14 protein-coding genes are annotated in these 12,932 nt (G+C 41.6%); 8 read left to right on the forward strand and 6 right to left on the reverse strand.

The features are described 5' to 3' along the window. A partial coding sequence (locus Q0K96_RS13675) for a shikimate kinase (protein WP_297334542.1) occupies positions 1-532 on the forward strand: 532 nt, incomplete at its 5' end. Here the strand turns inward: Q0K96_RS13675 and Q0K96_RS13680 are convergent. Genes Q0K96_RS13680 through Q0K96_RS13690 form a run of 3 tightly spaced genes read right to left on the reverse strand, consistent with a single transcriptional unit; the run spans position 529 to position 1,997 of the window. Then, positions 529-1,026, reverse strand: a complete 498-nt coding sequence (locus Q0K96_RS13680) for a phosphoribosyltransferase family protein (protein ID WP_297334555.1) — start codon at positions 1,024-1,026, stop codon at positions 529-531. The two genes, Q0K96_RS13675 and Q0K96_RS13680, sit on opposite strands and share 4 nt — an antisense overlap. 7 nt (positions 1,027-1,033) lie before the next feature. Next, on the reverse strand, positions 1,034-1,615 hold the full coding sequence (locus Q0K96_RS13685; protein WP_297334543.1) for a methyltransferase domain-containing protein: 582 nt from the start codon (positions 1,613-1,615) through the stop codon (positions 1,034-1,036). Further along, positions 1,605-1,997 (reverse strand): S4 domain-containing protein, encoded by a 393-nt coding sequence (locus Q0K96_RS13690; RefSeq protein WP_297334544.1) that lies wholly within the window; start codon positions 1,995-1,997, stop codon positions 1,605-1,607. Before Q0K96_RS13690 ends, Q0K96_RS13685 begins: the two co-directional genes overlap by 11 nt. Before the next feature lie 81 nt (positions 1,998-2,078). Between Q0K96_RS13690 and Q0K96_RS13695 the strand changes: the two genes are divergently transcribed. Further along, positions 2,079-2,969: an FKBP-type peptidylprolyl isomerase gene (locus tag Q0K96_RS13695; RefSeq protein ID WP_297334545.1), complete on the forward strand. Its 891-nt coding sequence runs from the start codon at positions 2,079-2,081 to the stop codon at positions 2,967-2,969. 213 nt (positions 2,970-3,182) lie between these two features. After that, on the forward strand, positions 3,183-3,683 hold the full coding sequence (locus Q0K96_RS13700; protein WP_297334546.1) for a hypothetical protein: 501 nt from the start codon (positions 3,183-3,185) through the stop codon (positions 3,681-3,683). Between the two features lie 51 nt (positions 3,684-3,734). Here Q0K96_RS13700 and Q0K96_RS13705 read toward each other — a convergent pair whose 3' ends face one another. Further along, positions 3,735-4,688, reverse strand: a complete 954-nt coding sequence (locus Q0K96_RS13705) for a transketolase C-terminal domain-containing protein (RefSeq protein ID WP_297334547.1) — start codon at positions 4,686-4,688, stop codon at positions 3,735-3,737. Between the two features lie 103 nt (positions 4,689-4,791). Beyond that, positions 4,792-5,640, reverse strand: coding sequence for a transketolase (locus Q0K96_RS13710; protein ID WP_297334548.1), 849 nt, complete (start codon positions 5,638-5,640; stop codon positions 4,792-4,794). 216 nt (positions 5,641-5,856) lie between these two features. On the opposite strand from Q0K96_RS13710, the gene tgt reads away from it, so the two are divergent. The 5 genes from tgt to dnaB all read left to right on the forward strand — a co-directional run bounded on the left by tgt (position 5,857) and on the right by dnaB (position 11,739). Then, positions 5,857-6,987, forward strand: a complete 1,131-nt coding sequence (gene tgt / locus Q0K96_RS13715) for a tRNA guanosine(34) transglycosylase Tgt (RefSeq protein WP_297334549.1) — start codon at positions 5,857-5,859, stop codon at positions 6,985-6,987. Between the two features lie 79 nt (positions 6,988-7,066). After that, the gene (locus Q0K96_RS13720) at positions 7,067-8,143 is read left to right on the forward strand and encodes an LptF/LptG family permease (RefSeq protein WP_297334550.1); all 1,077 of its coding nucleotides are present in this window, start codon (positions 7,067-7,069) and stop codon (positions 8,141-8,143) included. Further along, a complete protein-coding gene (locus Q0K96_RS13725) occupies positions 8,130-9,014 on the forward strand; it encodes a DMT family transporter (RefSeq protein WP_297334551.1) in 885 nt (294 codons plus the stop codon). Before Q0K96_RS13720 ends, Q0K96_RS13725 begins: the two co-directional genes overlap by 14 nt. A gap of 79 nt (positions 9,015-9,093) precedes the next feature. After that, on the forward strand, positions 9,094-10,047 hold the full coding sequence (locus tag Q0K96_RS13730; protein WP_297334552.1) for an acetyl-CoA carboxylase carboxyltransferase subunit alpha: 954 nt from the start codon (positions 9,094-9,096) through the stop codon (positions 10,045-10,047). A 153-nt stretch (positions 10,048-10,200) separates the two neighbouring features. Beyond that, the gene (dnaB, locus tag Q0K96_RS13735) at positions 10,201-11,739 is read left to right on the forward strand and encodes a replicative DNA helicase (RefSeq protein ID WP_297334553.1); all 1,539 of its coding nucleotides are present in this window, start codon (positions 10,201-10,203) and stop codon (positions 11,737-11,739) included. A gap of 168 nt (positions 11,740-11,907) precedes the next feature. On the opposite strand, the gene Q0K96_RS13740 is transcribed toward dnaB, so the two are convergent. Beyond that, positions 11,908-12,747, reverse strand: coding sequence for an energy transducer TonB (locus Q0K96_RS13740; protein ID WP_297334554.1), 840 nt, complete (start codon positions 12,745-12,747; stop codon positions 11,908-11,910). Between the last annotated feature and the right edge of the window lie 185 nt (positions 12,748-12,932).

A 12,932-nucleotide genomic window follows, 5' to 3' on the forward strand; every position in this document is an offset into this window, starting at 1 on the left:
GTATATAACTACTTATTACATGAAAAAAATTATTTTGTGTGGCTATATGGCTTCCGGCAAGAGCACTATAGGCCTGCTTTTAGCATCTGCATCAGGACTTAAGTATATTGACCTTGATGCTGTTATAGTGCAAAATGCAGGGAAAACAATTCCGCAGCTCTTTCAGGAAAGTGAAATTAAATTCCGCAAAACAGAGCATGAAACCTTAAAAGAAATTGTGCAAAGCGATAATGGTTTTGTGCTTAGCCTGGGTGGCGGAACGCCCTGTTATGCCAACAATCATCTCTTTCTGGAGCAGGAAGATGTTATATCAATCTATCTTAAAGCTTCTATACCCGAGATTATAAAAAGACTTACTGCCGATACTACCGAACGCCCTCTGCTAAAAGGTTTGCGAGGTGATGATTTAACGGAATATATAGGGCAGCACCTGTTCGAACGAAGCTATTTTTATAATAAAGCAAAGCATTCTGTTATAACAGACGGCAAGAGCCCCGAAGTTGTTGTAAATGAAATTATGAGCCTTTATTAGCTAAGAAAGGCGTAGGCCTCTTCAGTATCAAAAACAACCTGTATATGCTCTTTTAACGAGGTGGACAACGATAGGCCTTTAAAATCAGCTTTAACTGGATATTGTTTGTGGTTACGGTCTACTAACACAGCTGTCTTAAATTTTTTAAGCGGTACTTCAAGAAAGTGCTTAACACCATAAATAAGTGTTGTGCCCGAGTTTAAAACATCATCAATCAATACCAGTGCTTTATTGGTATATTCTTCTGCAGGTAAAGAAGTCTCTACTCTATCCAAAGGATTTTGCTTATTGATTTTTACCTCACACAGCGTTACCTTCAGGTCAGAAATTACATTTAGCTCATCAGCCAGTTTCTGTGCAAAAATATACCCATTGGTGGTAATTCCTGCCAGTACCACTTCTTTTTCATCAGAAAAGGTTTCGTATATCTGGTAGGCTATTCGCTTTGTTTTATGCTCTATTTCCTGCTGTGTTAGTATTATATGTTTCATCAGGTTAGTGTTATTTTTTCTCAAAGATAAAAAAGAGTTCTTTTCCTGCCCGCGGCTTGATTGAATTATAGGCTTCTTCCATCTTATTAATGGTAAACTGAGCGCTGAAAATCGCTTCATACGCTACAGCAGAACCACCAAAAGGCGGACCTTGCTCTGTTAACGGAAAGTTGAAGAGAAGCCCCACCAGTTTACCTCCCGGTTTTAGCAGGCTGTACATCTTTTCAGCATACTGTTGCCTTAATGCGGGATTTAGCGCGCAAAAAAATGTCTGCTCTATAATAAGGTCATATTCTCCGGCATGGTCAAAAAAGTCGCCATGTATTATATTGCTGTCAGGTACTTCAGGAAGCCGTGCTTTAATGTTTTGCAGCGGGGTTGTTGCTATATCTATAACATAGCTGTTGCTAAACCCCAGTTGTATTAAGTATTCAAACTCATACCCGTTACCGGCCCCGGGAACAAGTATTTTAAGGTTTTTATTGGTAAGGCTGTCTATAAAGCCCTTTATGGGTGTGGTTATGCTCCCTGCATCCCATCCTGCCTGGTCATTCTTGTAACGCTCCTCCCAATAGTTGCTGTCAAAATTCATTGTCTTCAAAATCAAAACCCTCATCGGTATAATCTTCAATATCCCTTCGGTCTTTTTTGGTTGGGCGCCCTGTGCCTTTCGCTCTGTAGTGTTCTTTACTTAGTCTTAACATCTCTAAATGCTCAAAAGCCTCAGCAGGTGTTTCGTCTTTTCGGTAAACATCTACAAGTTTAGGGCCTACGCGGTTCTGTGGAATATCAATCACGGTTAACTGATAATTGATCTGGTCGCGCCTCACGGTTATCTTATCCATTTTAAAAACCTCCCGCGACGGCTTTACCTGCTGCCCGTTTACAGATATGTGCCCTTTCTTGCAGGCCTCTGTAGCTATATTGCGTGTTTTGTAGTAGCGCACACACCATAAATATTTGTCAATCCTCATACTAATCTCTAAAAATCGTTGTTATAGCTGTACAAAAATAGCGGAAAATTGTATCTTGCGCCATTAAAATAAAAATTAAAAATGAATAGAAATTTAAGGTATTTAAGCCTTTTAGCAGCCATATTTTTTGTTGCAGCCTGTAAAAATGATGATGATAACTCTATAACGCCGCCAAGGCCTTATGATGAGCAGTATGCGGTTGAAAAGCCACTTATAGAAGAATACCTTAAAACACATTATATAGCGAGTGTAGATGCTGACTTTAATGTTCAGATTGATACGCTTACCATTCCTGCCGAGCAAACCTCTATATGGGACCAGACAACATATCCGCTGCAAAACAAGCAGGTTAGTATTGATGATGTAGAGATGACGCTGTATTACCTGGTGCTTAACGAAGGGGTAGGCAAACAGCCTACAAGAGCAGATAATGTGCTTGCAGCCTACCGTGGCTTCAGGTTAGACGGGACACAATTTGATTATAACCCATTTCCGCAGGTATATTCTTCACTTGCCGGAACTATTTTAGGCTGGCGCGAACTTATGCCATTATTCAGGGGTGGGGAGTACATAGATGAACCGGGTAACCCTGACCCTGCAAGTTTTCAGAACTATGGCGCCGGGGTTATGTTCCTGCCTTCGGCTTTTGGCTATTATAACTCCGCACAGGTAAACATACCGTCATACTCGCCGCTTATCTTTAGCTTTAAGCTGTTTGATATTACGTATGCCGACAGCGATGGCGACGGTATTTTAAATAAAGATGAGACTATAGAAGGTGTTGATATTGCCGACTATGATACCGATGGGGATGATATACCGAATTACCTTGATACTGATGATGACGGCGATGGTTATACCACCCGCCAGGAAATTGAAGACCCGTTAACGGGCGAGGCTTATGATTTTGAAGATATACCACCCTGCGAAGGCGGTATAATTAAAAAACATTTAGATCCTGCCTGTTTTTAATAGAACATAAAAAAACCGCTTAAAAGAGCGGTTTTTTTGTTTCCACAAATGATCGTTGAGGATTTCTTCTGTATTTAAATCATTTTGGAATTTACCAATTCTGATTTTGGTTACGATACTGTCTTTGATTTTAAAAATGATGTGTGTTGCTTATTAGTATATTATAGTGTTATCTTCCAGTAATTTTTTGGAAAACAGATATTATATTTTATAATGAAACCGCTATTAGAATTAGAAAAGATGTTATTAGATGAAATCAAATTTTTTAAGAAAGGGAAACATGATTTTCTACTAAGTAAGTATTATAATGAAGTGACAGGAGATATGTCTACAATACTTACTTATATGCTTTCCAAGCATCTTTCATTAAGAGATGATTGGGATGGTAGCTGGTTAGATGATAGTTTATTAACTAAAATCATTGTGTCAGAACATAAATTTTGTATTTGGGGAATTTTAATTACGGGTAGAGAAAATACCACTGAGCAATGGACTAATCCCTTTTATTTTGAAATAACGACAACTGATGAATATAAAAATTTCGTTGAATATACTTTTTTATTAGGAGATGAAAATTCAGAAGAAGTAAGTTATACAGAATTTAGAGAGAATAGAGATATATGGGATTTATATTTTTATTCTGATAATAATTGGAATCCATCCGAAAGAAGTTGGGAATACATTATTAATATAAAGCCAGGTCATTCAAAATAAAAAATCCCAACCTGAAATAGATTGGGATTTAAATATAGTAAATAAAAACGATTACTTCCTCTTTATCACTTTCTCTACAGCTTCAACAATGGCGGTGTCGTTTAGCTTATACTTTTCCATAAGCTGGTCGGGAGTGCCGCTTTCGCCGAAACTGTCGTTTACAGCCACAAACTCCTGCGGAGCAGGATTGTTTAGCGCGAGTGTGCGTGCTAAGCTTTCACCAAGCCCGCCCAGTATGTTGTGTTCTTCGGCAGTAACCACACAGCCTGTTTTGGCTACTGATTTAAGTATCGCTTCCTCATCAAGTGGCTTTATGGTGTGTATGTTTATTACCTCGGCAGATATGCCTTTAGCTTCCAGTGCCTCGGCAGCTTCCAGCGCTTCCCAAACAAGGTGCCCTGTTGCTATTATGGTAACATCAGTACCTTCATTTAGCATTACAGCCTTGCCTATTTCAAATGTGCCGTTCTCCGGTGTAAAGTTAGGTACAGACGGACGCCCGAAACGCAGGTAAACCGGGCCGTCATGGTCGGCTATGGCAAGCGTTGCCGCTTTGGTCTGGTTATAATCGCAGGTATTGATAACCGTCATGCCCGGAAGCATTTTCATCAGGCCTATATCTTCCAGTATTTGGTGGGTTGCACCATCTTCGCCAAGCGTTAAGCCCGCGTGAGATGCACATATCTTTACATTTTTACCTGAATAGGCAACCGACTGGCGAATCTGGTCGTAAACCCTGCCTGTAGAAAAGTTGGCAAAAGTACCTGTAAAAGGTATTTTTCCGCCTATGGTCATACCTGCAGCCATGCCTATCATGTTAGCCTCTGCAATACCCACCTGAAAGAAACGCTCAGGGTGGTTCTTTTTAAAGTCGTCCATTTTAAGCGACCCGATAAGGTCGGCGCAAAGGGCAACAACATTTTCATTCTTTTGGCCTAACTCAGTAAGCCCTGCCCCAAAACCGGAGCGTGTATCTTTATTTCCTGTATTTGTATATTTTTTCATGACTAAAAGCCCCCTATCCCCCGAGGGGGGAACTCCTGCAAGGGGAACAGGTGTTATTATTAAAACAATAAGGTAAGTATGCCCCCTTTGGGGGTCGGGGGGCTTAATAATCCCCTAAAGTTATTTGGTTTTGCTCCATTGCTTTGGCAAGCTGCTCATCGTTTGGCGCTTTACCGTGCCATGCATGGGTGTGCATCATATAATCTACACCGTTACCCATTTCGGTATGCAGCAATACGCAAACCGGCCTTTCTTTACCTGTGCGGGCTTTCGCTTCCTGCATTCCTGCTATAATAGCCTCTATGTTGTTGCCCAGTTGAATCTCTACCACATCCCAGCCAAAAGCAAGGAACTTGGCGCCTATGCTGCCCATGTTCAGTACTTCGTCGGTAGGGCCGTCTATCTGTTTGCCGTTAACATCTATCGTAGCAATAAGGTTATCTACTTTATAGGCAGAAGCATACATTATAGCTTCCCAGTTTTGGCCTTCCTGCAATTCGCCATCGCCATGCAGGCTGTATACAAGGTGCTTGTCGCCGTTAAGCTTTTTGGTTTGTGCTGCTCCCACAGCTACGCTGAGCCCCTGACCAAGCGAGCCTGATGCCATACGGATGCCCGGCAGCCCCTCGTGGGTGGTAGGGTGGCCCTGTAGCCTTGAGTCCAGTTTTCTGAAAGTAGCAAGCTCGCTAACCGGGAAGTACCCGCTGCGCGCCAGCACGCTGTAAAATACAGGTGAAATGTGCCCGTTAGAAAGGAAAAAGATATCCTCATTAATGCCATCCATATCAAAGCCTTCCTTGCGGTCCATGATTGCCTGGTAAAGGGCAACCATAAATTCGGTACATCCAAGCGAGCCGCCCGGGTGCCCGGAGTTTACAGCATGAACCATGCGAAGGATATCCCTTCTTACCTGAATAGCTAAATCGTTAAGTTGTTGTGTGTTAGGTTTCATTCGTAGAAATTAATTAAACAGGTGCAAAAGTACTTTTAATTTTGATGAGGGGCAAGGGGAAATATTTTATTTTAGCAATTAATCACAGTTGGTAGAAGTAAATCGTATTGTATAGTATTCGATATATAACTAATAATATCTTTCATCTAATTTCTAAAATCTACCTTCTGACTTCTCAAATCTAAAACCTATCTTTGCAGGCTGTAAAAGAGCGACATGAAATTTGACCTGATTAACAAAGACCCGCAAACCAAAGCCAGGGCAGGGGAGATAACCACCGACCACGGTACTATACAAACCCCGATATTTATGCCGGTGGGCACGGTGGCATCTGTTAAAGGTGTGCACCAGCGTGAACTTAAAAACGATATTAACCCCGATATTATACTGGGGAATACCTACCATTTATACCTGCGCCCGCAAACCGATATACTGGAAAAAGCAGGCGGCCTGCACAAGTTTATGAACTGGGACCGCAATATCCTTACCGATAGCGGCGGCTACCAGGTGTACTCGCTTTCGGCTAACCGAAAGATAAAGGAGGAAGGGGTTAAGTTTAAATCGCATATCGACGGTTCGTACCATTTCTTTTCGCCGGAGAGCGTAATGGAAATTCAGCGTACCATTGGTGCCGATATCATTATGGCGTTTGATGAGTGTACGCCTTACCCGTGCGACTACCGCTATGCCAAGCGCAGTATGCACATGACGCACCGCTGGCTGGACAGGTGTATTGCTCACCTTGAAAAGCTGCCGTTTAAATATGGGTACAGCCAGGCGTTCTTCCCCATAGTGCAGGGGAGTACCTATACCGACCTTCGTAAAGAATCGGCTGAATATATTGCCAATGCCGGTGCTGTGGGTAACGCCATTGGAGGGCTTTCTGTTGGCGAGCCTGCCGAAGAAATGTATGCCATGACCGATGTGGTTTGCAGCATTTTACCTGAAGATAAACCGCGTTACCTTATGGGTGTGGGTACGCCAATCAATATTTTAGAGAATATTGCGTTAGGTGTAGATATGTTCGACTGTGTGATGCCTACGCGAAATGCCCGTAACGGTATGCTGTTTACGGCTAACGGGACTATCAACATAAAGAATAAAAAATGGGAAGCCGATTTTTCTCCGATAGATGAAATGGGTATAACCTTTGTTGATACCGAATATACTAAGGCTTACCTGAGGCACCTGTTTGCCTCTAACGAATATTTGGGCAAACAGATAGCCACGATACACAATTTAGGTTTTTATATGTGGTTGGTTCGTGAGGCAAGAAAGCATATCTTAGCGGGAGATTTCCGCGAGTGGAAAGAGATGATGGTACGCAACATGAGCCAGAGGCTTTAATCATTTTAGATTTATGATTTTAGATTTCAGATTTTAAACTTTAAACTTTAAACCTGAAACCTGAAACCCTGAACAAAGCATGAAACTAATAGACTGGTATATCCTGAAACGCTACCTGGCAACATTTTTTGTAATGCTGCTGTTGTTTATCCCTATTGGTATAGTGATAGATGTTTCAGAGAAAATAAATAAAATTCTCGCTAAAAAGGTGCCGTTCCTCCAGGTTATGGAGTATTATGGCGACTTTACTATTTACTTTGCCAACCTGTTGTTCCCTATATTCCTGTTCCTTTCGGTTATATGGTTTACCAGTAAACTTGCCAATAATACAGAAATCATCGCCATATTAAGCTCCGGGATATCATTTACCCGGTTTTTAAGGCCCTACATTATGGGGGCTACGTTTATATCGTTGCTGGCACTTGTAATGGGTTTCTTTTTTGTGCCTAAGGCCAGCAAGGGGTTTAACGATTTCAGGTACACTTATTTAAAGAGTAATCCTGAAATACGGCAGAACCAGGATGTATATAAGCAGATAAGCGACGACGAATATATATATGTAAGCAGCTTTAACCATGTGCAAAAACGCGGTTACAATTTTAACCTTGAAAAGTTTAAAGGTAATCAGCTTGAGTATAAAATAAATGCAGGCTCTATAACATGGAATGAAGCCGACAGCACCTACACGCTTGCAGGCTACTCTAAGCGTACAGTAGGTAAAATGGGCGATGTGCTGGAGTCGGCACCTGAAAAAAAGTTCAAGTTCAATTTTGTGCCCGATGATCTTACACCGGTAATTTACATAGCCGAAACCATGACGCTTGGCGAGCTTAATAATTTTATAGATAAAGAAAGGGCACGCGGTTCGGGCAACATCAACACCTATCTTGTTGTTAAATATAAAAAATACAGCATACCTGTTTCGGCATTCATACTTACTATAATTGCAGTTGCGGTTTCGAGTATGAAACGCCGCGGGGGTATGGGGGTAAACCTCGCTATGGGCATTAGCCTTGCATTTGTTTACATTTTCTTTGATAAGGTTTTCGGTACTATGGCCGAAAAATCGAGTATCAATCCGCTTATAGCGGTATGGCTGCCAAACATAGTTTTCGGAATTTTAGCAATCTTCCTGCTTCGAAATGCTAAGCGATAATATTAAAAGTTATATACACCTCCATTTCATAGTTTTTATCTGGGGGTTTACAGCGGTATTAGGCGCACTCATAACGCTCGATGCTTTTCCGCTGGTGTGGTTCCGCATGTCTATAGCAGTACTTATAATACTGCTGTACGCATTTATAAAAAAGCTGCCGCTAAAGCTTAATGGCAAAACAGCTGTAATACTGCTGGTGGCCGGGCTAATAATCGCCCTGCACTGGGTTACGTTCTTTAAGGCTATAAAAGTCTCGAATGTTTCGGTAACGCTGGCATGCCTTAGTACCGGCGCTTTTTTTACTTCGCTGCTCGAGCCTATTTTTTACAAACGCAGGGTGGTGGGGTATGAAGTACTGTTCGGGCTTTTTGTTGTGGCGGGCCTTTACCTCATTTTTCATTTTGAAGGCGATTATACTTATGGCATTATACTGGCACTAACCTCTGCTTTTTTATCGGCAACCTTTTCTATAATTAACGGCAAACTGGCACATAAATATAACCCGACCGTTATATCATTTTACGAACTTTTGGGTGGAGTGCTGTTTCTTTCAATTTACCTTTTGTTTACGGGCAGTTTTAGTGCTTCATTCTTTATAATTCCGGCAACCGACTGGATATGGCTGTTTGCATTGGGGTCTTTTTGTACTGCTTATGCCTTTATTGCATCGGTACAGGTAATGAAGTTTCTATCTCCATATACAGTAATGCTTACTATTAATATGGAGCCTGTATATGGCATAATACTGGCGCTGCTTGTTTTTAATGAAAAAGAGCAGATGAGCTGGACATTTTATGTAGGTGCAGCCATAATTATTACCACGGTGATTTTGAACGGGATACTGAAAAAATACACTAAAAAGGCAAAGTAATTAAATGCTTTTATGCTTTTATCTGAACTTAAACTTTTATCTTTGTAGTTCGAACCAAAAGCAAAATGCTGCTTAAACTATGGAATATTTAGATTTTGAACTCCCTATTAAAGAGCTGGAAGACCAGCTTGATAAGTGTACGATAATAGGTCAGGAATCGGATGTTGATGTATCCAATACCTGCAAGCAGATTGAGAAAAAGCTCGAAGAAACCAAGAAAAAGATTTACAAAAACCTTACTGCATGGCAAAGGGTTCAGCTGTCAAGGCACCCTAACCGCCCCTATACTATGGATCATGTAAGGGCGCTTATGGGCGACACCTTTCTAGAGCTGTTTGGCGACAGGGGTTTTAAAGATGATAAAGCCATGATAGGCGGGCTTGGTAAAATAGGCGGGCAAAGCTTTATGATTGTAGGCCAGCAAAAAGGCTACAACACTAAAACAAGGCAGTACCGCAACTTTGGTATGGCAAACCCCGAAGGCTACAGGAAAGCCCTGCGTCTTATGAAGATGGCCGAAAAATTCGGCATACCGGTAATAACGCTAGTTGATACCCCCGGCGCTTATCCCGGCCTTGAAGCGGAAGAACGCGGACAGGGTGAGGCAATTGCAAGGAATATATTTGAGATGGTTCGCCTAAAAACACCAATTATAACTATTATTATAGGTGAAGGTGCATCAGGCGGGGCGCTTGGTATAGGTGTTGGCGATAAGGTATTCATGCTGGAGAACACATGGTACTCTGTTATATCGCCAGAATCCTGCTCATCAATCCTTTGGAGGAGCTGGGAGTATAAAGAGCAGGCAGCCGAAGCGCTGAAGCTTACCGCACAAGACATGAAAAAACAGAAACTGATTGATGACATCATTCCTGAGCCACTTGGCGGTGCGCATTATGACAGGGAAACCACCTTCAGGAATGTTGAAGAATATATTATGAAAGCCTATAACCAGCTTAAAGACTTATCAACAAACGAACTTTTGGCAAAAAGAATGGATAAGTACCTTAATATGGGCGAATTTAAGGAATAATGGGCCTTTTTGGCTAAATATATCCGAAGCCCCTAAGCTTCGGATTTTTTTTGACATATCAACAACAGCAACACACGTTATAAACATTTTATGAACAGGCTGCTCTTAACAATTACTTAATACCCCCTGTTCAAATTTGTTTACATTAGCACTATGGAAAATATCAGGAATATAAACCCGGTAAAGGTTGATAAATCTACGATTATCAATTTAGAGAAAGGCAAGCTGCCACCACAGGCCCTCGACTTGGAGGAGGCTGTGCTTGGCGCCATGATGATAGATAAAAAAGGGGTTGATGAGGTTATTGATATTCTTCAGCCGGATGCTTTTTATAAAGATGCCCATAAGTATATTTTTGAGGCAATTGTCCAGCTTTTTAACGACACCCAGCCAATAGACTTATTAACAGTTTCGGCACAGCTTAAAAAGAACGGTAAGCTGGAAATGAGCGGTGGCGATTTTTACCTTATCCAGCTCACGCAGAAAATATCATCTTCAGCGCACATAGAGTTTCATTCGCGCATTATACTGCAAAAGTTTATACAGCGCAGCCTTATAAAAATTTCGAGTGAAATCATTGAAGAATCGTATGATGAAACCACAGACGTATTTGACCTGTTGGATAAAGCCGAATCGAAGCTGTATGAAGTTACGCAGGGTAACATTAAACGTAGCTCTGAAACGGCTCAAAGCCTTGTTATACAGGCTAAGAAGCGTATTGAAGAAATAGCCAATAAAGAAGGGCTTAGTGGTATAGCAACAGGTTTTAATGACCTTGATAAGCTTACATCGGGCTGGCAGCCCAGCGACCTTATCATTATAGCGGCAAGGCCGGGTATGGGTAAAACAGCTTTTGTGCTTTCTATGGCACGAAATATTGCTATAGACTTTGGCCACCCCGTTGCCGTATTTTCACTCGAAATGTCATCGGTACAGCTTATCACGAGGCTAATATCAAGCGAGACAGGGCTATCGTCAGAAAAGCTCCGTACAGGTAAGCTCGAAAAGCACGAGTGGGAACAGTTAAGTATAAAGGTAAAAGACCTTGAGCGCGCACCTTTATTTATAGATGATACCCCGTCTTTATCCATATTTGATTTACGTGCAAAAGCAAGGAGGCTATCCTCACAGTACGGAATCAAGATGATCATTATTGACTATCTGCAGCTAATGACAGCAGGCGGTGGGGGTAAAAACGGCGGTAACAGGGAGCAGGAAATTTCAACTATTTCCCGTAACCTTAAAGCGCTTGCAAAAGAACTTAACGTGCCGGTAATAGCACTGTCTCAGCTATCACGTGCAGTTGAAACACGTGGTTCCAGTAAAAGGCCGTTACTGTCTGACCTTAGGGAATCGGGAGCGATTGAGCAGGATGCGGATATCGTGTCATTCATTTACCGCCCAGAGTATTATAAAATTGATGAATGGGATGATGAGGAGCGTTCGCCTACCCAGGGGCAGGCAGAGTTTATTGTTGCTAAGCACCGTAACGGCGGGCTCGATAACATCAGGCTTAAGTTTATCGGCAGCCTTGGTAAGTTTGATAACCTTGACGATTTTAGCTCTCCTTTCGACGAACTGCCATCAAGCATGAACGATAATGCCCAGTTTATAAAGAACCTGCCTTCTGCTAACGATGCCTTTGGCAGCAACATGAACAGCAGCAGTAATGACGATGATGTACCGTTTTAATAAAAATACACCCTTAACAAAATAGTGAGATGAATAACAATTTACAGGAACTGACAGAAGAGATTAAAGAAATGATTGTATGTGGCGCTGAGGTTGTATCGGCTGAATAAATCACATATGCATTAAAAAACACTAAAGGCTCCAATTCAGGAGCCTTTAGTGTTTTTATTATCTTACATTTATGGTTATAGGTAAATTATAGGCTGTCCTTACCGGCTTGCCGCGAAGTTTGCCCGGCTTCCAGTGCGTTTTTATCGATTTTAAAACCCTGATAGCTTCTTTTCCTGCACCGTAACCCGGGTCGCGCACAACCTTAATGTTGCTCATGCTGCCGTCTTTCTCTACAACAAAAGATACAAACACCTTTATAGTAGTACTGGTGCCAATTTCGGGTACGTTAAATGCATCACCTACTTTTTTATAAAACTTTTCCAGTCCTCCGGGAAACATAGGTGCTTCATCAAGCGCTACATCTGCATGTACCGTGTTGTCATCCTCACCATCAGTCGTGCCTGTGCCTTCTCCGCCGGTAGAACTTGTAACACCCGTGCTGAAGTCATTACTGCCATCTCCGGGGCTTGTAGTGCTGCCCACATTACTTTGTTGCAGTGTGGCTTGTGTCGGCACCGGCTCTACTATTGGAGCAGAAGTAGGCTGTAAAGGCCTGAATGCTACTGTAGGTTCCGGATCTTTAGGAGCTGGTGCTGCCTGTTGCTGTTGCTCAATCGGTTTAGGCTCTTCAGTTACTAATTTTTCTACCGGTATAACAATATCTGTTAGCTCTATATCTTTGTCAAGCAGTACATTATCGGCAACAGGTGCCGGCCTGAAATAATTTATAGCAGCAGGTATACCCACTAAAGATAGCAGCAGGGCAATGCCTGTAATAAGTGCAAATACCGTTGTTTTAGATTCTTCCATACGCAGTTTATAGGCTCCGTAAGCTTTGTTGCGTCCTTCAAAAACAAGGTCTATCCATCCCTGATCGAAAACACTGACTTTTGACATAATAAGATGATTTAAGTTGGTTAATAATGAATATATCACTACAACGGTTTCGTAATTAGAATTAGTATAAATAAATTCTTAAAAATCAAGTTTTATAGAAAGAGCATGTTTGTTGGGTTTAATTTATATTTGAATGAATTAAGATTAAAAAAAATGCAGATTAAAAGATTAAAAATTGAGATTGC

It is taken from the genome of Flavobacterium sp., assembly GCF_024305175.1.
In the GTDB taxonomy this organism is placed as follows: domain Bacteria; phylum Bacteroidota; class Bacteroidia; order Flavobacteriales; family Flavobacteriaceae; genus Flavobacterium.